A 21,351-nucleotide genomic window follows, 5' to 3' on the forward strand; every position below is an offset into this window, starting at 1 on the left:
ACAGCGGGCTACGCCTACGCACAAAATGATTTAACCTAAAATAAATAGTTTTGGCATGGCTACCACCACCTTGACAGGGCTACTCCTAACTCAATCTTCATGCCGTAACTGCCATGCTGCGCCGCAAGCGGCCCCAGCCCCAGCTAACAATCCGCCACTCATTCCTTGAATAGTTTTTTGGATTGGATCTTGAGTTAGACACTCACTTGTAATCTTGCTGTCTTCCAAGCAGAGATTACTTTCTGCCCAAGCAGCAGTACCTCCTAAAATTACACCAGTTATACTACAGGAAACAACTAGCAGCAAAAGACGTTGGGTTTTTCTAACCATAGATAGATGTGTCAAAGATTAGAGATAGTGATTGGCTCTCAATTACTTTACACATTCTTGCTAGCAAATGTCAGCTGGTTTCAAGATAAGTGGCTGCTATTCAAAACTTAGAGAATTGTTAAAAAATATGATTATAACGGTTCCTATTCAGATGCGGTACAACATCAGTATCCCAAGGTGTAGGCAACATACCGTGCCCCTACGGGTGTAACTTACGTAAACGAGAACCACTATATACATGCCATCTTTAAAAAATAACCTCTGGGGAAGGGATATCACCAGAAGTTTTTAATAAAGACATTGGAATAGTGAACTATTTTAAACATAAAATTATTGTTTTTACAACACTATTTCCTCCTTCTCAAAGACAGAACAAAGTTAAATTTTCCTGTAATTAAGGATACAAATTGGACTTATCAATCGCATAGATCATATTTTCACCTCTTTTGAGGCACTAATACAGGCAGTTGACGGGCATCGGCTACGGATTTGGCGTGTTGTCCAACAGTCAAAACATTAAACTGACTGGATATAAGTTCCAAACTTTTGTTCACTATTGCCAGCTTTTTGTAAGTGGGAACACTCATTCCAGGGAAGAATGATAGTTCTGGTACATCCTCTTGACTTACAAAGTCTGTAGGGTGCAGTAGCAAAGAAGGCTGCACATGAGTCAGTTTACATAGCCACAGGGCAATTCGCAGGTAGAGTAACGCCACTTCCGAAGAAAATGTACTCAGATACATGATGTAACTAAAGTGAATTGGCACCTTAAAAATTGGCATGGTGGTAACGGGAATTTCAGTGAGTCTATCCTTACCCATGTGCCACTGATAAGGTTTTAGAGGCTGCAAACCCTCTTTGAAACCGCCAAACAAGGCTTCCCGTTTTTTGCGTTCTTCCTTACTCAGTTTACAGGTCATCAAATAATATGCTCGTGCGATGGGCCCCAAAAATGTGGGAAAAGTCGAAGCATCATATTCGTATCCCCGTCGTGCTAAGACTTTCAATACCGCAGGAGAAAAACTGTATCCAGGCCCCCGAAAGCCGATAGGATGTTGATGAGTGACGCGCTTGATATGTTGTTCGGCTAAGGCCACCTCTTGTTCAATCTCATCCTCTGAATACAGATGTAGCCAAGGATCATGATAAAATGAATGATTGCCAATTTCGTGACCGGCGCTGGCGATCGCTTGTAATGCCTTGGTGTTCTTTTCTAACGCTGCATCCTGACCCACAATAAATACTGTGATTGTCAAATCCCATTGCTGGAGAATCTCTAAGAAACGAGGGACTGCAATATCCAGGTAAGAGGGGAAAGCCTCCCAACCCGGAGCACCCTGATTTTTTAGATAAGACCAAATATTATCCAAGTCTAAAGAAAGGCTGGCTATTGGTTTGTTTTGTTGTCGCTTGCTTTTCATTATGAGTTCAAGTATTTGGACAATTTTAAACGTAAATATAATGTTAGGTTTGGGCTTTATCGGTCAAGTTTTGCTCTTTGACTCAGGGCTATTTTTATAAGAAATCTCAAGCCATAAGATTTGCAGTTCCTAATTTTCAAATTCAAGAGTGACTTTAAGAGCAGCATTCTGTAAGCGTAGCCCATCGTAGACATAGCTTAGATTGACACTAACAAGCTTCCCATATTTGTCAAATTCTACTGGTCTAAAAGATATTTCCGGTGAATTAGATAATGGGTTTTCAGCGCTTCTTTGCTCTCAACTTGATCGACCCTTTAGACAACTTTTTACCCTGATATTTAATTACTGGTCATCAATATATCATAACAAAGACGCATTTAAACGTATATAAATAAGTTTTAGCGATGGAGCTAGATATATGAAGTTATTGATAATTTAGATGCTCAATTTCTATTCTCACTTCCAATAAAAAGCGATTTTACAAAAAATATTCTTTACATCTTAGATATTGATTTGCTGCCTCTGAGTCAAACACATTGCAATTCCCTTTTCGTAGTAAGCTGCCTCATTAATGAAAATCGGCCAAACGGTAGATACTCCCTCATAAATAATTGTTTTATTATCAAAGGTTATAAAAATTGGATCTCCTGGGTTTAAGGCTTGATAATCCTTGTCCTGAAGCTCTGGATGAATCATTCCAAAGATTTTCCCATCCGGTTTTTTGGGATAGTCCACAACTGATAAGTGCTCATAGAAAATCAATGTTTCGTTATTTGATAGAATTTCACCCTGGTTAAACTGTTCTAGATAGTCGAGAATTGCATAAACAAGTTCCTCTGTTTGTTGGAACAGCGTTGCTTTTAAGAGTCCTTGGGCAATAGGGCCAACCTCGATCGCAAAGCCTAATTCGCACAGGGAATTTACAAATGGGTTTTGTTCAATTGATTTAAAAGAGCAGCGATAAACCCTAACCAAAGGATTAATCTGGCTTAGATAAGCAGCCAATTTTAAGTTTAAGGGATGACTGTTTACCAAAATAATTGTCAAACCCATATTAGCTGTAGTACTATGCAAGTCTAAGATAAAATCTGCTTGGTTATCCCTGTTTGATACTAGGGTGTTCTGAATTGATTTAGCTTGCAATTCTTCATAACTGTTTAAAGTCGGATCTTGTAAATCTTGCTTGAGAAAACAGCGATTTAAATCTTTCTCTACATATCGCCTCCCTGCTGCAAAAGCATTAGGATTTGCTAGCAGGGTGACTGTTTTAAAACTTCGTCTATTAATTAAATCGGGAAACTGGGCAAATTTTTGGGTTAAGTAGGCCCCGGTAAATTCATTGCCATGAGTTCCACCGACAATTGCAACTCGATTAATCTGGTTCACAATTACATCTACTCCAGAATGAAGCCATCGAGGTATCAGTTCTCAATGTACCTTATGAAGCATTCACTGTGCTGATGCGATCGCGCCCATGTGGTTGATAAAGATAAGACATATCAGGCCCATCGGGAATTATCCCGCCCGGATTGAGTGGGAATAGGTTCCCGTAGTAGTCCCGCTTCACACTTTCTACATCGCAGGTGTCAGCTACACCAGGAAGCTGATATAAATCACGTAAGTAAGCTCCCAGGTTTTGATAGTCTCGAATTCGCTGCCTATTGCACTTAAACAACCCATAGTAGGCACTATCAAACCGAAATAACGTCGTAAATAAACGGACATCTGCGAGTGTGAGATTATCCCCACACAGATATCGACTAGTTTGCAATGCAATGTCAATCTCATCAAGAGTTGCAAACAGTTCGTTGCAAGCTTGATTGTATGCTTCTTGGCTTTGGGCAAAGCCGCAGCGATACACACCGTTATTTACTGCGTGATAAATCTTCTCATTCCACCAGTCAATTTTTTCTTTAAGTGCTTCTGGGTAAAGATTCAACGTGGGATTGTTGGCGAACTCGTTAAACTCAGAGTTCAGCATGACGATAATTTCTGAACTCTCATTGTTGACGATAGTTTTAGTTTGGTTATCCCATAAAATTGGAACTGTAGAGCGTCCACTGTAACCAGGTTGTGCCAGCTGATAAAATTCAGCCACTGTGCGACAACCTTCTTCTTCCTCGTTGAATATCCAACCGCCTTCAATGGGAGATGGAGAGACGATACATACTGATATTACCGCTTCGAGTTTTTTGAGCGATCGCACAACTAGGGTTCGGTGCGCCCAAGGACAGCCCAGCCCAACATAGAGTTTGTAGCGTCCCGCTGCTGGTGGGTGGGGATTTCCCTCTTCTTTTCCGATGAACTTCCGAAACTGGCTATTAGGACGAATATACGCTCCCGACTGATTGCTAGGAGCAAGCTTTGACATCATAATCTTCCACATAGTCGTCCAGACAAACTTTCCCAGCCAGATAATCAGCTTAGGAGGTAGTGGTAGTGTTCTGCCCTTTTTCTTGGGAAGATTTTTCTCGTCATCCATTGGAGTTGAGTTGCTCATGGTGACAATCTTGTTTTGGGAGTTCTTTAAGCTAATCGTATCAAATTTGCGTAGGCGTAGCCCGCCGTAGACATCGCAGCTAAAACCTTTCCCTCAGAAACGCATCAAATGTAAACCTATCTGGTAGCGAAGTTTGTGCGCCGGCTTTTGTCGTCGCCAAAGCACCAGCTGCTGCACCCCAAACAACTGCTTGATGTAAAGAAAGTCCTTCAAAAAGTGCCGCCGTTAAGCCACCATTAAAAGCATCGCCAGCAGCAACTGTGTCAACTGCATGAACTGAAAACGCGGGTACAAAAAACTTCTCCTCAGCAGTGGCACAAAAAACACCTTTAGCACCCAGTTTGACGATCGCACATTTCACACCCCGTTGTAATAAAACTCCAGCTGCTTTGGCTGCAAGTTCTTCTCCATCCACAGGAAAACCCACTAACTGCGCGGCTTCAACTTCATTCGGTGTAATAATGTCCACTAACGGGTAAAGTTCATCTGGAAAATCAGATTGTGCAGGTGCAGGATCGAGAATTACCCTTGTATTGGTTTTTCTGGCGGCTTTAGTGGCTGCAACCACGGCATTAATTGGAATTTCTAATTGTAAAAGCAGTGCTGTCGCTTCTGGTAATAAATGGGACAATCGCTCGACATCTTCTTGATTGACACACCCATTTGCACCAGGAATGACAATAATTTGATTTTCCCCAGCATGATTTACGGCGATGATGGCGACTCCAGAACTAACAGTCTCATCCACGAAAATATTGTCAATCTGCACACCAGATGATTGCAAATTGTTGACAAGTTCTCCCCCAAAACCGTCTGCACCTACACGCCCCACCATTTGGGTAGGAATTCCCAATTTTGCTAATGCTACGGCTTGATTAGCTCCTTTACCTCCCGAAACTTTAAAAAATTTTTCTCCTAGTAACGTTTCTCCTGCGACTGGTAACCTGGGTGCTGTTGCTACCAAGTCTATATTTATGCTGCCGAAGACGATAATACTCATGATAGGTATTTTTGTTGATCTTAAAGTCATTCAGCCTAATACTACAGGAAGCGATCGCAACGGTTCAAACAACTAAATATCTATAAATAACAATACCTTGTCCTTTAGGACACGCTACGCAAACGCCAATTTCCGGGTATCTCCCTTTTGGCAAAAGATCGTAATTCATTCATTTAATTCCATCAATTCTTTTGTTTTCAAATCAGCCGCTACAGGTAGAGAACATCCTTGAATCTGAGGAGAGATAGAGCAAATTGCATCTGTCGTTGTTTCAAAACAATTTGATAATCCAATTGTTTTTAACAATCCTGTGCGTTCTAGTAGTTGTTGGACTTCGGGTTGTAAACCTGTGAGAATTAAGCGGCAATTGTGCCGTTCCAAATCGTGGTAAATATCCTCTAAAGCTACTAACCCAGTTGTGTCCATATTTGGTACAAACCGCAACCGAAGAATTAAATACTTCACTTCCGGTTCATCGCGGAGAAAAGTAGCAAACCGTTCAGCAGCACCAAAAAACACAGGGCCATCTACCCGATAAACAGCAATTTCTTTACCTAATTCCAGAGGAGTACCAGGGGGAAATACTTCGGTTTCAGGTATTTTGACTAGGCTTAAATCGCTCATCCGTTTGATAAACAATGCTCCAGCTGCAATCAATCCCACTTCGACAGCGAGAACTAAGTCAAACAAGATTGTTACTAGCCAGGTGAGAATCATCACTGCAAAGTCAGAGTAGGTAGCACGCATCAATAAACCAATGGCTTCCCACTCAATCATCCGCACGCTAACTACCATCAGAATGCCAGCAAGTGCTGCTAAAGGAATCTGTGCAGCTAGGGGTGCTAAAGCTAAAACAATAATGGCTAAGGCAACGCCGTGAATTACTCCAGATAGTCGGGTTTTGCCGCCAGAACGGACATTGACAACAGTCCGAGCGATCGCACCTGTTGCGGGTATGCCACCAAAAAATGGGATAATAATATTTGCTAACCCTTGACCAATTAATTCGCGATCGCTATTGTGTTTTTCGCTCACCGTCATCCCATCAGCCACCACCGCCGACAGCAACGATTCAATACTTCCCAGTGCTGCTAAAGCCAAAGCTGGATTAATCAGTTCCCGAATCACACTAAAATCATTCCAGTGGGGAATACCTTGGGGCATCGGTAAAGATTGTGGAATGCTGCCAATTGTGGGTACATTCAAATGGAAATAAGAAGCGATCGCTGTTGCCAACACCAACCCCATTAAAGAACCCGGTATTGTAGAATTAATCCTGGGCCACAAAACCGTGGTTGCAATCACCACTATTGCCAACCCAACAGCAGCCAAGTTTAAAGCTTCTACATGAGTGAGACTTTGCCAAAGTCCGGGCAGAAAATGTTCACTACGCGGTAGTTGTAAACCGAAGAAATTATTTAATTGACCACAAAATATAATCACGGCAATACCATTGGTAAAGCCTGCCGTCACTGGATAGGGAATAAACTTCACTAGTTGTCCAAGTTTGGCAACCCCCAAGGCAATTTGGATAATCCCAGCCATCACCCCAGCAATCCAAACTTTCTCAATGCCGTACTTGGCGACAATTCCCACCAAAACCACAGCCATTGCACCTGTTGGCCCTGTAATCTGTACTGACGAACCACCAAAAATTGCCGCTACAATTCCCGCCACAATAGCGGTGTAAAGTCCAGCTTTTGGTTCTACTCCACTTGCCACCGCAAAGGCTAAAGCCAAAGGCAAGGCTACCACGGCTGCTGTCAGCCCTCCCGTAAAATCGCCACGCAGTCCACTAAACAAGCGACTCAGACGCTGTGGTTCTTCGAGAATATCAGATATTGCCATATTCAGTTTTAACTCTTATACACAATTTTTCGATGCATACATAGATGTGGTATGCAGGCAATTCACCATAATACCCGGAACCTCAAAGAGCCTGCGGGCAAAAACTCCCTTATTATAGACATCTCCGAAAACAGTCAATATTATATTGTCATTAGCTTGTAGCGTCCAGTCTTGAAAAATCCGCCCTAGGTTTTAGATGAAGCTACCTCGGCGATGGATAATGAGACAGAAGTGGCAATCCAGCGATCGCGTAGCTTCCCGTAGGTAATCGATCATCGTCCTTCCACCATGTGCAATGCCGATTGCATTTGTGTCATGGAACATGGAAAATTAGTAGAATCGGGAACCCATGAGCAACTGTTGGAGAAAGATGGCATTTATTCTAGTCTCTGGCGTGTACAATCAGGCTTAAGATAACTTTCGTGCCTTCTTTGTCTCTCAATTACGAATTACGTTAGCGTAGCGGTAGCGAGTCCTCGAGCGTCCTTACGAATTACGAATTATTTATGTTTTTTGGTAATAGTCAACCAGAATCAGGTGATACCAAGTGGCGTCGCCAGTTGGATAAGTTTGTCAAAGCAAATCAGCAAGAGTTGGCGGCGCTGTTTTGGGGATTGTGGTTAGCAAATGGTGACAGTCAGGGTACTGTTGGTATTGATTTGCAACCAACGCCGCATTTTGTTTATTGTCCGAAAGAGCAGATAGAGAATTTAAATATTAAAGTTGAAAATCGGCTGCAAGAAATTTTGGGAATTGTCGAGAATCACAAGCCAGAAATGGAAGTTGTGATGATTGGTATTGGTAAGGGCGAAATTAAGTTAATTCAGTTTGCACCGGAACCAGCACCACCGATTTGTTTTGAGCAAGTTGGTAAGGATGTGGATGGGTTATTAGATGTGCTGGAACAGCGGATGAGTGAGGAGATTGTTTTTTAACGCAGAGGAACGCTAAGGAAGAGAAAGAACTTTAATCGGGGAAACCTAATAAATGCGCAGGGTGCTAAAGTACCCGCGTCGTTTTTCCTCACTGCTTGAAAGCCAGAGGGTTCCTAAACTTCCGTGAGGTGTTATGAAAGAGATCAAAAATAAAATTACAAATAAATTAGAGCGATTATTGGAACAATGGTTAGTGCCTCGTCTGGTAAGCTGGGGAGAATACATAGAAACCAAAATCAGGCGCTACAAACATCAAGAACTGAAGAGTCAATTAAAATTTTGTGGCTCTGGTCTACGATTTAAACGAGATATTAAAATTGACCATCCGCAAAATGTATCTCTGGGGAACAAAGTCTACATTGGCCCTAATGTTGTATTAGATGGTCGTGGTGGAATCACAATTGGCGATAACACAACTCTTGGTTTTAATGTTGTTATCCTCTCCGCTAACCATGACTATCAAAGTAATGATTTACCCTATGAATATAATGTCTACATTCATAAACCTGTTGTCATTGGCCGCAATGTTTGGATTGGCGGAAATGTCCTAATTATTCCGGGAGTTTCCATTGGAGATGGTGCAATTGTGGCGGCTGGTACGGTTGTAAATACTAATGTTGAACCTTTAGCAATTGTTGGAAATCAACCGATGAGAACAATTAAATACCGCGATAAAGAACATTATCAAAAACTCGCCGATAAGCAAGAAAGTCAGGATAATTCGTAATTCGTAAGGACGCTCGAGGACTCGCTACCGCTACGCTAACGTAATTCGTAATTCGTAATTCGTAATTCGTAATTCGTAATTCGTAATTATTGCGCGATAGTAGGGTGGGGATTAAAATACCCACCCTACTTGCCTAAACTAGGGCTGGTGTATTTGCACGCTTCACTTGAGGTGTTGCAATCATTCGCATTCCGGGCGGTGCGGCTATAGTTAACCCACGGCGTACAGGGCGCACAGGACGTTTATTCACTAGCGATACTTGAAAATCCGACAAAACAGTTGCCAAGACAATTTTCATTTCATACTGGGCAAATGCCATCCCAATACAGCGACGATTACCGCCACCAAAGGGTAAATATTCGTATGGTGAATATTGTCTTTCTAAAAAGCGTTCTGGTTTGAACTGCTTGGATTGTGGGTAGACTTCTTCTCGGTGGTGCGCTAAATAAATACTGGGGACTATTGCCGTTCCCTCTCGCAGTTCGTAGCCCATAATTTTAATTGGGGTCTTCACAATCCGCAGGAAAGCAGTCATGGCAATTGGGTAAATTCGCAATGTTTCTTGGCACACTGCTGTCAAATAGGGCAATTTAGCTACACTACTCAAATCGGCGTTAACTTCAATGGTGGTGATTTCCTGTAGCAACTTCTCACGCACCTCTGGTAATTGGTCAATCCAGTAAAAAGCCCATGTTAATGCGGAAGCCGTCGTTTCATGTCCCGCAACTAGCAGTGTCATCAACTCGTCGTGTAATTCTTCATCTGACATCCCTTGACCATCATCATAACGAGCAGTCATCATCAAACTCAGGATATCTTGGCGATTTTGCTCAGATTCTGCCCGACGTTCTCGAAGCAAAGCATAAATAAGTTGATCAATTTTTTGCCGTTGTTGCAGAATCCAACCCCACGGACTCCACGCACCGAAATCTTTTTGCATAAACCGGAGAAAGAAGGCGCTAGACATTACGGGTGAACTGATGAAGTCTAGTAAATCACTTAGCGATCGCCTCAGTTCGTCAAAAAGCTCTCCTTCATTTAAACCAAATACAACCCGCAGGATAACACGCAAGGTGATTTCTTGCATCGACTCACGGATATTAAAAGGCTTGCCAATTTGCCATTCATTACTGACCTGTCGGGTTATTTTTTGGATATCCTGACCATAAGCCCGCATCCTTTCGCCATGAAAGGGAGGAGCTAGTAATTGGCGTTGGCGTTGGTGGCGATCGCCATCTGATAACATAAAGGAGCGATCGCCAAGCAAAAATTTTAGTCCTATGTTCCCCCTACCAGCCTCAAAATGGCTGGAATCAGCAGTAAAAATCTGCTCAAGGGCTTGGGGTTGACTAAAATACACAATATGGTTATCAGACCGACTACTCCTGATCGTGAAAGTGTCACCATAGATTTTGGCAAAATCATCCACATATTTTACAGGCTGACCAATAAACTTGATCATCCGCAACCAGCGCGGCATTTGAGGCCCATCAGGCAGATTGTAAGTTGGTGTCATAGGAGTTTGTGGAGTTGATAGCTTCTGAATTTTATTGTTACGAGTTTTCATGTTATTTAGGGGTACACAAAGCGGTATATTCTTGTAATAGCAATTTAAAAAATGATTTCGACAAATGGAGCGCCCAAACCGATAACCACTAGCTCTTTCATAATCCAAAATCCAAAATCTAAAATGGTATAAGGCCGCATCGGAACCAAGCAGTGCCAAAAATCATCGCTATTCTCAACGGTAAAGGAGGAGTCGGTAAAACGACTACCGCAGTCAATCTGGCTGCAAATTTTGCGAAGAAAAAGAAGGTACTGCTGATTGACGCAGATATTCAAGGTTCTGCCAGTTGGTGGTTTGGGCGCAGTCAGCAGGGAATGGGATTTGATTTATCTCAAGAAACAGATCCCGCACTTTTAGGTGATTTAGGAAAGATAACAGGTTACGATTTAGTAGTGGTGGATACGCCTCCCGCGCTGCGCTCTGAAGCATTAGTGGCGGTAGTTGCGATCGCAGATTATCTAGTTTTGCCTACACCCCCAGCCGCAATGGATTTAGCTATCCTCGTGGAAACAGTCAAGGAAGCCGTCATCCCCGTGGGAACCCTCCATCGGGTACTGCTTACCAAAGTCGATACGCGCAGTATTGGGGAAGCAGTAGAAGCAAAAAACACTCTGACTCGATTAGGTATTCCTACTTGTAATACCTTTATCCGTGCCTATAAGGCTCATGAACGAGCAGCACTTGAGGGTGTAGCGATTAGTCAATGGCGAGGAAGTAATGCACGGGAGGCGGAGTTAGACTACCGCCGTGCAGCTGATGAATTACAGCGTGATTGGAGAAAATAATAATGGCTAGGAAACAAAGTCTCTCTGACTTACTACAAGAAGAGGCGCAAAAATTTACACCCCAAGAAGGTGAATCTGCAATTGAAGTTACAGCAGAAAAAATTGTTGAAGAACAGGCTTCATCTGATGAGGAATCCTCAACACAAACACCTGAGCCAAATTCTACTAAGCGCACAAGCCCAACTAAAGCTGATTTAGAAGCAACTGTTAAAGAGTTGACAATTAATCTAGAAACAAGCCACAAAAAAGAAGCATCTCTTGGACAAGAAATTGCTGATTTGCAATCAAAATTAACTAAACAAAAAACATTAGCATCGGAACAAAAAACCCTAGCAGAACAGCTAACAAAAGAACTTGACGCAACCAAAAAAACAGCACTGCAACTAGCAGAAGCGAATTCCAAGCTTATAGAAGAAATTAATGCTTTAAAACAAACAGCAGAAGATAATTCTAAACTTGCTGTAGCTGTAAAAGAAACTAGTGCTATAAAACCCGTAAAAGAACACTACAATCCACTTAACTACAAAAAATCACATCGCTCTTCAGAAACACTAGCTCAAAATCAACCACAAAATCAACCAAATGTGTATCCTGAGAGTTCTAATGAGATGTGGTTACTTGACTAGTACAGCTTGGTCAAAATCCAGCTAACTACAATTAACCACACTTAACAAGGGGATTTTGCCCCTTGTTAAAGTTAGGCTAACTTCCGCTACAGTATACTAGAGTCAGCCAATCAAATAAAGCCTACTTACTAAGAGATAAACTGCTTTAAAGAACTTAACCTCAATAAATAAACAGATAAAATAGTAAAAAATATAGGACTTACGCAACTGGCTTCAAAATAAAATAAACAAAATATTAGGACTGTACAAGCTCCAATTATTTTTAGAGAATCTGATTTTATGAGTTGATATAAAAAGGCCAAAATTGTTAAGCAAAAAAGATTAAATAGAAAATAGAAAACAGAATCACCTACAAGTGGTAAGCTTGGTTCTAAACCTCTAATGAGTTGCCATGAAAAATTAGGGATTTGTCTCGTAGCTATAATAAAAAATATATTCTGAACAATTACCCAAAACAAATAAATTTTAATTAGCTTAGTAATTCTTTTTTTTAAGTATTTTACCCCACCTGATTTTTGAAAAAATAAGTAAAGAGAAACAATATAAAATATCGGAACGGCTGTTAAAGATAATTGTAATTCCAAATCCCTCAGAATTTTAGCAATAACAAGTACAGTAACATCAGTAGAATCATTTATAATAAATTGAAATGGTCGTAAATGCCAGATAAAAACAAAAGCAATGCTTAATGCTTTTAAGGCATCTAGACTATTATTTCTTTCTGTTCTCATAGCTATTTCTCTATAAACTAGCTCTCTAGCAAATTCTCAAATTTACCCTAATAATCTGTTGTCTGTTTTAGAGATAGGTTTGCGATCGCTCTAGCTACAGAGTTCCCTAAAATTCTGTGAAAGTAACACTATCAAAGAGAAAAATAGTGGCTCTGACAAAAGCCATTAGCAGTAGGTTAAAAATTTTACAGATAAGCGTTACAGAAAACTTGTTGAGATTTGCGCTAGCTTGATACTCAACTATACTGTTGTAGCGCGTTCCCGTTTACACCCAACAAATTGCAACAGCTACATCAGATTTCTTGGGTTTCAACTACAATTATCGAAAGCCTAAAATATGCTGCGCAGTAATTTGTGGTTGTTCTAGGTGTGGGAGATGACCACAATCTTGAATCCAAACGAGAGTACTGTGTGGAATTGCCCTTTTAAACCTCATGGCATCCCTAGTACCCAAAATTTTATCGGAATCACCCCATAAAATTAGCGTCTGTTGCAAAATTTCTGATAATTTTTTAAATCTAAAAGCACTGTAACCACCACTTTTAGTGAAAGTAATCAAAGCTTGATGCCAACTGGGCATTTGTAGGTGTAATGCGCCACAACATAGCGCATCTACAGAGGCAAGACTTTGATTTTTATATCCAATGCGGGAAACGCGATCGCGCACTTTCAGATTACTCAAAAATTGAGTTGCTAAATAATCCAATGGGGGAAACATTAATTTACTTAATGGTGAACCACCCGCCAACCCCGCACTGTCAATTAACACCAGCTTTTTTACCACTTCTGGGTAAGTCAGCGTAAAATCAATTGCAGTCGCACCCCCCATCGAAGCGCCTACCAAAATTACAGGTTGGTTAATCAGGCTTTTCCAGAAATAATAAAGATGGGTTTTAATCGCAGTTGGGCTATAAGCAATTCCTGAGAGTCTATCTGTAAAACCAAAACCCAACAAATCGACTGCCCATGTTTCATTATCTCCAGAGAGTAGTGGCAAAAGCCGCCGAAATTCTAATACAGAACTATCAAAGCCATGAATTAATAAAATAGGAGTTCCACCACTCCCTTGCTTGACATAGGTCGTAGTAACTGGTTGATTAATTAAAGGAGTAGCGATCGCAGTTGTTTGAATACTTTGAGCTAGTGCGATCGAGGCAGATTCTGTCAGTTGCCCAACTGCTTCAGGAAGAAAATTCGGAAACATACATCAATATTTTAGTCCATAGACTACAGACTACCTCTAGAACAGGGAGTTGTGAGTGGTGAATCGGCAAATCCCCACTCTTTTAGAATTTTTAGCATCAAAGAAAGTTTTCCAAAATGTCAAAATTGGGACTAAAGCCACGTACAATTAATATCGCCTATCCCTTAATCCAGGAGCTAATGCCATGCCAATGGCCGTTGGCGTAATTGAAACTTTAGGTTTTCCTAGTGTCTTAGCAGCAGCTGATGCAATGGTCAAAGCTGCCGCAGTTACAATTGTGTATTATGGTCAAGCCGAAAGCGCTCGCTTGTTAGTCGCTGTTCGGGGACACGTTTCTGAAGTAAATAGAGCTGTTGAAGCCGGAATCGCCGCTGGAGAGCAAGTAAAAGTTGGTACAGTAATCACCCACTACATAGTTCCCAATCCACCGGAAAATGTGGAAACTATATTACCAATCCATTTCACTGAAAAATCAGAACCTTTCCGCATGTTCTAAGCAATTTTGCTATCAAAATCTGTAGCGAAGCTTCGTACAATTAATTTGTAGCCTCGGTGTTTATTCATACAGGAGATTAATTATGTCATTACAGGCAATTGGAGCACTTGAAACAAAAGGTTTCCCTGCGGTGCTAGCAGCAGCAGATGCTATGGTAAAAGCTGGTCGAGTCACCCTCGTTGGTTATATCAGAGTGGGTAGCGCCCGCTTTACAGTTAATATTCGTGGTGATGTTTCTGAAGTAAAAGCCGCTATGGCTGCTGGTGTTGAAGCCGCAGAAAATGTCTATGGCGGTACACTAGAATCCTGGGTAATTATTGCTCGTCCCCATGAAAACGTTGAAGCTATTCTGCCAATTGCTTACACAGAACAAGTCCAACAGTATCGAGAATCTGTAGAAAATCCCATTGTGAGATCATCGAATGGTCTATAGAGTCAACACTCTGCGGGAGAATTCAAAATTAAAAACGAAGAATCCCCTCCCCATAAATTAATTTAAAGAGAAGTCTCTTGTAAGGCTTCTTACCATTAAAGCTTTTGAAGGTTGCATTCTTTCTGTTTTTATATTTTGCATAAGTTGAATTTTGAAGCAGAGGGAAAGCAACAGTCAAAGTCAATAGTCAAAATCAATATTGACTGTTGACTATTCATTTTTGGAAAGATAAAACTTTTAAGAATAACTTGCCAATCTTAGAGACATAGTTGTGGATAAAGCTACTTTAGAAAGGATAAATTTGCCATCAATCCCTATTATTGAAAATAGTGAACGCCATGTGGAATACTGAGGTTGATTCCACGCCATAGCTATAGTATTTATCCAAAAATTTATTTATTTAATATTTATGCTTAAATTACGTATATACACTTAAATAAAATAATAAAACATTAAGAAGTTTAACTTAATACAATACAGTTAATGCTTGATCTTACCTAACCCTCCTTAAAAAGTAGGGAATTAAACCCATTTTAAGGGGAGCCAGCGCGGTCTTCTCCCTTTGAGAACAGGGGAAACGCTCTAGCGCATAGTCTTGTCTACAACACGCTACGTAACCGAATGTCTGGAGGTTTACTCCATAAGTAAGTGGATTGGGTTGGGGGATATTTTTGGTAAAAAAGATCACTAGTACTAAGCGTGTTGAGATTTAACTAAGTATCCTACTACGTAAGGGATTGTATAGCGTTGAAACTTATACGGCTGAAATAACGTCTCAATATTGAGTTAAATTAGATTCGTTCCTCGGCTCGGTTACACAATATTAGGTTTCCCCAACCCATCTCCTGCAAAGGTGTATGGTCACCACTCTAGGTAGATTTCTGTTCTCAGTTCAAAAACATAACTTTACAAAAAGTTTAAATTAACAGAATTGGCTCAAACGCCTCATAGGCATGGTTTTGGGGGATTTTGAAATTGAAAATAAAACATCAATGTAGAAATTTCTGCATAATTCTAGTGAATTAAGACGTAATAAAAGTGGAATCACTGGGATATTTTCATGATTTTCATGAAATCCGGGGCAGCTGCCAGTTAAACAATTAGGTGGGACAAATGGGGGTTGTGATGCAAACTTCTAAATTGAGTTTCGAGGAGCGCAATCTCGCTATGACAAAGGATGTGGAAAAACTAGCTCTAGATTGGCAGAAGCGCTTGGCTGAGGAATGTCCAGATCAAAATGAAGCTGCTAGGCAAAGTATTATTCTCTGGCTGTTGGGATCTGACTCAAAACGATTTGATCTGTTGAACCCTAAAGAACTAGATATCGCCAAGCAAGCGATGGAATATCGCTGGAGGATTTTACGTCAACGCTATTTGGGACTAGGGCGAGAACGTGCTTATCGCAACTTGATAACGCGACTGGGGAGTTTAGTGACATTACGGAATAAAATTCAGACTTGGGTTGCCCTTAGCCGCGATCGCCAGCGTAGTGTCATGGATGTATTGCAAGAAGTACTCCAAGAGTTACTGCAAACCGATGCCTATATGCAACAACAAATGGCTGATATTGCCAAATATACAACCGATAGACGATTAGGGGATGCTCTGCTATTTGCCTGTGTGGAAGAATATTGTTTGCGACCAGTCCGCAATCAACCCCTATTAGCTTATCGGTTTGTAAATTACTTGCGTCGCACTCAGCGCGGTGGCTTAACCCAAGTGCCAGGCCGTGACTTAATTAGGCTAGTGTCAGAAGAAGTTCTCACAGACGACAGTGACAATCGAGTTAACTTAGTAGATAGTCAGGCGATCGCAGAATATCAAGAAGCACAACAGCTAGAAGAACAACAAGCGCTGCGTCAGTCAGTACAAAAAGAATTTGAAAATTATTTACAAGAAAATTTGGGGACAGACGCAGTAGAGTGGCTACGACTGTATTTGCAGGGTAAGTCCCAGGAAGAGATCGCCCACAGATTAAATAAACAGACTAAAGAAGTATACCGTCTGCGAGAAAAAATTAGTTACCACGCCGTGCGTGTCTTTGCCCTCAAAGGGAAACCAGAACTCGTAGACAGCTGGCTCTCAATTTCCTTGCAAGAACATAACTTGGGATTAACACAAAATCAATGGCAGCAACTTTATGAAAAATTGACTCCTCTGGGGCGGCAGATTCTAGATTTGCGGAGAGCGGGTAACTCAATAGAAGTAATAGCCCAACAGTTAAAACTTAAAACTCATCAAGTGCTAGGCGAATGGACAAAAGTCTATCTTGCTGCCCAAGCGTTAAGAACCCAGGAGTAGGCTGTGAGACATATAGTTGATCAATTCAGATGGTGTGCGAAAGTAGGAGATGGGGAGCAGGGGAGAATTCATAACAAGTTCCTCCCCTCTCCCCCTTTGCCTTTTTATACCCTCATGCCTGAGTTACTAAAGTAGAAGGTAACTCAGTATTATACTTAATCTACATCTGAAATTAATCTTCTACTTACGTCTACTTAGGTATATATAATTTAAATTTTAACAATCCAACAAAGTATCTTTATTAACTACCTACTATATTAAAGGCAAAATATTATATAAGTAAACACCAAGCAATCAAACCTATGTTGTCTTCAGAGGGCGAACTAAATAATACCGCAGCAAATAGACAGCAAATGCTAACTGCCGCTCAAATAAAGTGGGAGGAAGAAAGCGATCGCGAGCAAATATTCCAACTGATTGATAGTCTTTTGTCTTTTGAAGCTTGCCTCTACCACCAGATTTTGCCCTTAGGATTAGAAGACAAAAACCTCTTGCTAGGTATGGTTCATCCACAAGAGGGCGAGGCACTAGATTATGCTGGTCGCATTTTGTCTTATATCAATTGCACAATGGTGATTGAAGCGATCGCAGCCGACGCTCACCGCAGAATACTATCAGCCTACCTCAACCATAAGAATACATCCCAGCTAGATGCCCAACAAGTGCATCAGCCAACAGCGGACTCTCCTCCAAATAGCCCAGCTAGCATTGCTGACAAACCTTTTGCCTCCATAGATGCCGGCTCAGAATCAAATCAGCAACCAATATTGATGGTGTTTCAGACACAAAAGCGTCAACATTCTGGGCAGCGGGTAGACTTGCCTCCTATCCCAGAGCTAGATCAGTCATCTCAAAGTACGACATTCTTGACCCCTATTTCCAAAGGTCAAGAGGGAGACACTTCCGAAGCCGCACCACCAAAAAATTTACCTATTTTGCCCACGCAAGTTCCCGAATTATTTAGTCCTATTGAGGTGCTGCCAACGCTACCACCCAAAAAATTACTAGAAGAATTACTAGGGCGAATCCTGGCTGGGGGAATTGGTAGGCTGTACTTAGAAAGACAAGCTTACGAAGGCAGAATATTGTGGAGTGACAATGGAGTTTTACAGTCTGTATTAGACAAACTACCGCTCTCAGTTTTCCAAGGAGTACTGAATGAATTAAAGCGGTTTGCTTCCCTGCCCGTCACCACGATTGCAGAACCAAAACAGGTAGAAAAAGAATACGTATATCAAAAAAACCGCTTATTATTACGCTTGCGAGTCATGCCGGGGATCTACGGTGAAGAGGCAACACTCCAAGTCTTGCGGGGAGCAGCATTAAAGTTCTATCAGCAACAACAGTTAGCGCGTCTGGGCCGCGATGCCTTAGGAATTTCTCAGCAACTCAGCTTCAAATTACATGAACTACAAGAACGGCTTTTCCTGAATCCCAGCCTTGACTCTCAGCAATTAGAGGCTTTAGTTACCCTGAATCAACTAGTGAAAAATTTAGACCAACAGGTCAAAATACTGGCACTAGATAGCAATCCACCAACAAACAGCAAATCATAGGTCTGTCAGTGAAACCGCTGATTTCGATCACATACATAATTGTTATGTTGTAATGGAACTCTAGACTGATAAACCTTAGAGCTTCATCTCAAATAAATACAAATTTTGCGATCGTATTCTGAGTAAGATTACGGTTTAAACAAACTTATAGTAGCAAAGTTACTTTCCCGCTCTTGAATCCATTTCTTGCAAATATTTCATGCTAACTGAGGTTTTTAGTGAACTTTTCCCCTTGATGAGTACAGCCAATCCACAGACTTTGGAATGGCTGCTCAACGTTGCAATTGAACATGAATACCCATCTGGGCGAGCTGTTGTGATGGAAGATGCCTGGGGTAACGCCGTTTACTTCGTGGTTTCTGGTTGGGTCAAAGTCCGGCGTACTGTCGGAGAAGATTCAGTAGCTCTGGCAATTTTTGGCCGTGGCGATTTTTTTGGAGAAATGGCAATTTTGGATGAATCTCCCCGCTCAACTGATGTCATTGCCCTTTCACCCGTGAAATTGCTTAGTATCTCCAGGGAGCGTTTTATTCAAATATTGTTTAAAGACCCGCAGTTACATCACCGCATGTTGCAACTGATGGTGCGGCGATTGCGGCAAATTAACCTGCGTTTACAAATGCGGTCTTCACCACCGGCGGTTAAACTCGCCCATACCTTAGTGACTTTAGGCGAAAGTTATGGGCAGGAATCAGACTTAGGAAGAGAAATTTTTAACATTCCCTTTAAAGATTTAGCAGAGGTGACAGAAATCGGGGTTGAAGAAACCACCAAAATCATGGAAAAGCTGCATGAAAAAGGGTGGATAAACATTGATAGCACCAACAACATCATTTACCTTGTGAACTTCAAACAGTTGATGAACTTGGCTGGCAAAGTCTGATTGCTTTATCTGATATAAATTTACATCCAAAATTGGTATTACTTCAAAGAGCCTTGCGGGGATAACTCTGAGCCGAGGAATTAAGATGAGAATTTATGGGAGCAAACAGCCAACCAGCCACAGCAAATAAAAGTCAAAAGTTAAAAGGCAAATTTGTCATGATGGGAGAAATTACCTATAGACTATTAACTCAGCACACAAGATGACTGAAGCAACAGCAACTCGTCCCAATACCTACGTCCAGGAAACCGGGCCAACGATTCATTACCTAGTGGCAATGTCCCAACCAGAAACCCATCTGTTTGAGGTGACTTTACGCGTTGTGAATTACCACTCGCCGATTCTCGATTTAAAACTACCGGTGTGGACACCCGGTTCCTACTTAGTTCGGGAATACGCCAAGAATTTACAGGATTTTGTGGCTTTTGCAGAGGATAAGCCTTTACTGTGGCGGAAGATAAGTAAAAATCACTGGCAGGTAGACAAAACGGGTGTTTCGGAATTAACTGTACGTTACCGCATTTTTGCGAATGAGCTATCGGTACGGACAAATCACTTGGATACTACCCACGGTTATTTCAATGGTGCGGCACTATTTTTTAGAATACCGGGCTGGGAGAAGCAACCCATTCGCGTCACCATCGTACCACCACGCCCGGAATGGCAGGTAACTACTGCCCTACCACCCGTTGATGAGGAAACGAATATTTTCTTGGCTGGCGATTTTGATACTCTGGTGGATACTCCGTTTGAGATTGGTCGCCACCAATTGTATAAATTTGAGGTTTTGGGAAAACCTCATGAACTAGCAATTTGGGGACAGGGAAATTTCCAAGCCCAGCAGATGATTGCTGATATCCAGAAAATTATCCAGGTAGAAGCGCAGATGTTCGGCGGTTTGCCCTACGAACGATACGTATTTCTGCTACATTTATTTAGCCAAGCTTTTGGCGGTTTGGAGCATAAAAACTCTTGCTCCTTAATTTACCAACGTTTTGGATTTCGCGCTCAGGAAAAGTACGATCGCTTTATCCAATTGGTAGCACACGAGTTCTTTCACTTGTGGAATGTCAAGCGAATTCGCCCCAAAGCATTAGAAGTTTTTGATTACGACCAAGAAAACTACACACCATCATTGTGGTTTTGCGAAGGCACTACTAGTTACTATGACTTGTTAATTCCTTTGCGGGCGGGAATTTATGATGTTCAATCGTATTTGAATAATTTGGGCAAAGAAATTACCAGATATGAAATGACACCGGGGCGCAAGGTACAACCCGTTTCTGAGTCAAGTTTTGATGCCTGGATTAAACTATATCGCCCGGATGTCAATAGCGGTAATTCCCAAATTTCCTACTATTTAAAGGGAGAAATGGTATCGTTATTGCTGGATTTACTGATTCGCTCTACTCACAACAATCAGCGATCCCTCGATGACGTGATGCTGAAAATGTGGCAGCAATTTGGTCAAGCTGAAATTGGTTATACCCCAGAACAGTTACAGGAAGTTATAGAATCTGTCGCAGAAATCGATTTGACTGATTTCTTTAAACGCTACATTGATGGCACTGATGATTTGCCCTTGAATCAGTACTTACAACCCTTTGGCTTGCAGTTGGTAGCTGAACAGCAGGAAGAACCCTACTTGGGCGTGAGAATAAATACAGAGAATGGGCGGGAGATCATTAAATTTGTGGAGACTGGTTCACCTGCACAAGTAGGGGGAATTGATGCAGGTGATGAGTTGTTAGCAATTGATGGGATTAAGGTAACGGGGAATAGTTTAAGCGATCGCCTTAAAGATTACCAACCAAACGATACAATCAAATTCGTAGTTTTCCACCAAGACGAACTGCGTACCTATTCCATCACCCTCGCGTCACCACGTCCCACTCGGTATCAGGTAAAACCTGTTGAGCATCCTGACTCCACACAGCAGCAAAACTTTGCTGGATGGCTTGGGGTAGCGATCGCAACTGTTTAATAAAGGGATTGGGAGTGGGCATGG

Annotated in this window: 19 protein-coding genes and 1 pseudogene; 11 read left to right on the plus strand and 9 right to left on the minus strand. The window is 41.6% G+C overall.

The features are described from left to right. Window positions 1-90: 90 nt before the first annotated feature. From ACEYW6_RS01200 to ACEYW6_RS01225, 6 genes are all read right to left on the minus strand, one after another. On the minus strand, window positions 91-330 hold the full coding sequence (locus tag ACEYW6_RS01200; protein ID WP_412978319.1) for a hypothetical protein: 240 nt from the start codon (window positions 328-330) through the stop codon (window positions 91-93). A 437-nt stretch (window positions 331-767) separates the two neighbouring features. Continuing rightward, window positions 768-1,751: a polysaccharide deacetylase family protein gene (locus tag ACEYW6_RS01205; RefSeq protein ID WP_412978320.1), complete on the minus strand. Its 984-nt coding sequence runs from the start codon at window positions 1,749-1,751 to the stop codon at window positions 768-770. A 501-nt stretch (window positions 1,752-2,252) separates the two neighbouring features. Further along, complete coding sequence (locus ACEYW6_RS01210; RefSeq protein WP_412978321.1) at window positions 2,253-3,137, minus strand: aspartoacylase; 885 nt, start codon at window positions 3,135-3,137, stop codon at window positions 2,253-2,255. A gap of 52 nt (window positions 3,138-3,189) precedes the next feature. Beyond that, window positions 3,190-4,251 (minus strand): glutathione S-transferase family protein, encoded by a 1,062-nt coding sequence (locus ACEYW6_RS01215; RefSeq protein WP_412978322.1) that lies wholly within the window; start codon window positions 4,249-4,251, stop codon window positions 3,190-3,192. A gap of 79 nt (window positions 4,252-4,330) precedes the next feature. After that, window positions 4,331-5,251 carry a ribokinase gene (gene rbsK / locus ACEYW6_RS01220; protein WP_412978323.1) on the minus strand — a complete coding sequence of 307 codons (921 nt, stop codon included), beginning with the start codon at window positions 5,249-5,251 and terminating at the stop codon, window positions 4,331-4,333. A 165-nt stretch (window positions 5,252-5,416) separates the two neighbouring features. After that, window positions 5,417-7,099 (minus strand): SulP family inorganic anion transporter, encoded by a 1,683-nt coding sequence (locus ACEYW6_RS01225; protein ID WP_412978324.1) that lies wholly within the window; start codon window positions 7,097-7,099, stop codon window positions 5,417-5,419. A 162-nt stretch (window positions 7,100-7,261) separates the two neighbouring features. On the opposite strand from ACEYW6_RS01225, the pseudogene ACEYW6_RS01230 reads away from it, so the two are divergent. From ACEYW6_RS01230 to ACEYW6_RS01240, 3 genes and pseudogenes are all read left to right on the plus strand, one after another. Next, window positions 7,262-7,516 (plus strand): annotated as a pseudogene (locus ACEYW6_RS01230) (ABC transporter); the annotation flags it as partial. An 89-nt stretch (window positions 7,517-7,605) separates the two neighbouring features. Continuing rightward, window positions 7,606-8,034, plus strand: coding sequence for a hypothetical protein (locus ACEYW6_RS01235; protein ID WP_190890860.1), 429 nt, complete (start codon window positions 7,606-7,608; stop codon window positions 8,032-8,034). Between the two features lie 133 nt (window positions 8,035-8,167). Further along, on the plus strand, window positions 8,168-8,761 hold the full coding sequence (locus tag ACEYW6_RS01240) for an acyltransferase (protein WP_412978325.1): 594 nt from the start codon (window positions 8,168-8,170) through the stop codon (window positions 8,759-8,761). 133 nt (window positions 8,762-8,894) lie between these two features. Here ACEYW6_RS01240 and ACEYW6_RS01245 read toward each other — a convergent pair whose 3' ends face one another. Further along, window positions 8,895-10,277 carry a cytochrome P450 gene (locus ACEYW6_RS01245; RefSeq protein WP_412978436.1) on the minus strand — a complete coding sequence of 461 codons (1,383 nt, stop codon included), beginning with the start codon at window positions 10,275-10,277 and terminating at the stop codon, window positions 8,895-8,897. Between the two features lie 203 nt (window positions 10,278-10,480). Between ACEYW6_RS01245 and ACEYW6_RS01250 the strand changes: the two genes are divergently transcribed. Next, window positions 10,481-11,113 (plus strand): ParA family protein, encoded by a 633-nt coding sequence (locus ACEYW6_RS01250; protein WP_190890864.1) that lies wholly within the window; start codon window positions 10,481-10,483, stop codon window positions 11,111-11,113. A gap of 2 nt (window positions 11,114-11,115) precedes the next feature. Next, window positions 11,116-11,739: a hypothetical protein gene (locus ACEYW6_RS01255; RefSeq protein WP_412978326.1), complete on the plus strand. Its 624-nt coding sequence runs from the start codon at window positions 11,116-11,118 to the stop codon at window positions 11,737-11,739. Window positions 11,740-11,867: 128 nt separating this feature from the next. Here the strand turns inward: ACEYW6_RS01255 and ACEYW6_RS01260 are convergent, their stop codons facing one another. Both ACEYW6_RS01260 and ACEYW6_RS01265 read right to left on the minus strand, forming a co-directional pair. Then, complete coding sequence (locus ACEYW6_RS01260) at window positions 11,868-12,470, minus strand: acyltransferase family protein (RefSeq protein WP_412978327.1); 603 nt, start codon at window positions 12,468-12,470, stop codon at window positions 11,868-11,870. 319 nt (window positions 12,471-12,789) lie between these two features. Beyond that, the gene (locus ACEYW6_RS01265) at window positions 12,790-13,674 is read right to left on the minus strand and encodes an alpha/beta fold hydrolase (protein WP_412978328.1); all 885 of its coding nucleotides are present in this window, start codon (window positions 13,672-13,674) and stop codon (window positions 12,790-12,792) included. 184 nt (window positions 13,675-13,858) lie between these two features. Between ACEYW6_RS01265 and ACEYW6_RS01270 the strand changes: the two genes are divergently transcribed. The 6 genes from ACEYW6_RS01270 to ACEYW6_RS01295 all read left to right on the plus strand — a co-directional run bounded on the left by ACEYW6_RS01270 (window position 13,859) and on the right by ACEYW6_RS01295 (window position 21,327). Further along, complete coding sequence (locus ACEYW6_RS01270; RefSeq protein ID WP_100899977.1) at window positions 13,859-14,170, plus strand: BMC domain-containing protein; 312 nt, start codon at window positions 13,859-13,861, stop codon at window positions 14,168-14,170. 82 nt (window positions 14,171-14,252) lie between these two features. Next, a complete protein-coding gene (locus tag ACEYW6_RS01275; RefSeq protein ID WP_100899978.1) occupies window positions 14,253-14,603 on the plus strand; it encodes a carbon dioxide-concentrating mechanism protein CcmK in 351 nt (116 codons plus the stop codon). Window positions 14,604-15,716: 1,113 nt separating this feature from the next. Continuing rightward, window positions 15,717-16,904, plus strand: coding sequence for a HetZ-related protein 2 (locus tag ACEYW6_RS01280; RefSeq protein ID WP_196511159.1), 1,188 nt, complete (start codon window positions 15,717-15,719; stop codon window positions 16,902-16,904). Between the two features lie 302 nt (window positions 16,905-17,206). After that, a complete protein-coding gene (locus ACEYW6_RS01285) occupies window positions 17,207-18,460 on the plus strand; it encodes a pilus assembly protein PilB (protein WP_412978441.1) in 1,254 nt (417 codons plus the stop codon). 199 nt (window positions 18,461-18,659) lie between these two features. Next, the gene (locus ACEYW6_RS01290) at window positions 18,660-19,343 is read left to right on the plus strand and encodes a Crp/Fnr family transcriptional regulator (RefSeq protein ID WP_412978329.1); all 684 of its coding nucleotides are present in this window, start codon (window positions 18,660-18,662) and stop codon (window positions 19,341-19,343) included. 202 nt (window positions 19,344-19,545) lie between these two features. Then, window positions 19,546-21,327, plus strand: a complete 1,782-nt coding sequence (locus ACEYW6_RS01295; RefSeq protein ID WP_412978330.1) for a M61 family metallopeptidase — start codon at window positions 19,546-19,548, stop codon at window positions 21,325-21,327. The last annotated feature ends 24 nt before the right edge of the window (window positions 21,328-21,351 follow it).

It is taken from the genome of Nostoc sp. UIC 10607 (assembly GCF_047228265.1).
GTDB classification, from domain to species: domain Bacteria; phylum Cyanobacteriota; class Cyanobacteriia; order Cyanobacteriales; family Nostocaceae; genus Nostoc; species Nostoc foliaceum_A.

Coding starts and splice junctions, on each gene's coding strand:
- ACEYW6_RS01260 (WP_412978327.1), bottom strand. CDS start 12,470: ATGAGAACAGAAAGAAATAATAGTCTAGATGCCTTAAAAGCATTAAGC.
- ACEYW6_RS01235 (WP_190890860.1), top strand. CDS start 7,606: ATGTTTTTTGGTAATAGTCAACCAGAATCAGGTGATACCAAGTGGCGT.
- ACEYW6_RS01295 (WP_412978330.1), top strand. CDS start 19,546: ATGACTGAAGCAACAGCAACTCGTCCCAATACCTACGTCCAGGAAACC.
- ACEYW6_RS01215 (WP_412978322.1), bottom strand. CDS start 4,251: ATGAGCAACTCAACTCCAATGGATGACGAGAAAAATCTTCCCAAGAAA.
- ACEYW6_RS01290 (WP_412978329.1), top strand. CDS start 18,660: ATGCTAACTGAGGTTTTTAGTGAACTTTTCCCCTTGATGAGTACAGCC.
- ACEYW6_RS01245 (WP_412978436.1), bottom strand. CDS start 10,277: ATGACACCAACTTACAATCTGCCTGATGGGCCTCAAATGCCGCGCTGG.
- ACEYW6_RS01255 (WP_412978326.1), top strand. CDS start 11,116: ATGGCTAGGAAACAAAGTCTCTCTGACTTACTACAAGAAGAGGCGCAA.
- ACEYW6_RS01265 (WP_412978328.1), bottom strand. CDS start 13,674: ATGTTTCCGAATTTTCTTCCTGAAGCAGTTGGGCAACTGACAGAATCT.
- ACEYW6_RS01280 (WP_196511159.1), top strand. CDS start 15,717: ATGGGGGTTGTGATGCAAACTTCTAAATTGAGTTTCGAGGAGCGCAAT.
- ACEYW6_RS01270 (WP_100899977.1), top strand. CDS start 13,859: ATGCCAATGGCCGTTGGCGTAATTGAAACTTTAGGTTTTCCTAGTGTC.
- ACEYW6_RS01285 (WP_412978441.1), top strand. CDS start 17,207: ATGTTGTCTTCAGAGGGCGAACTAAATAATACCGCAGCAAATAGACAG.
- ACEYW6_RS01240 (WP_412978325.1), top strand. CDS start 8,168: ATGAAAGAGATCAAAAATAAAATTACAAATAAATTAGAGCGATTATTG.
- ACEYW6_RS01200 (WP_412978319.1), bottom strand. CDS start 330: ATGGTTAGAAAAACCCAACGTCTTTTGCTGCTAGTTGTTTCCTGTAGT.
- rbsK (WP_412978323.1), bottom strand. CDS start 5,251: ATGAGTATTATCGTCTTCGGCAGCATAAATATAGACTTGGTAGCAACA.
- ACEYW6_RS01275 (WP_100899978.1), top strand. CDS start 14,253: ATGTCATTACAGGCAATTGGAGCACTTGAAACAAAAGGTTTCCCTGCG.
- ACEYW6_RS01205 (WP_412978320.1), bottom strand. CDS start 1,751: ATGAAAAGCAAGCGACAACAAAACAAACCAATAGCCAGCCTTTCTTTA.
- ACEYW6_RS01225 (WP_412978324.1), bottom strand. CDS start 7,099: ATGGCAATATCTGATATTCTCGAAGAACCACAGCGTCTGAGTCGCTTG.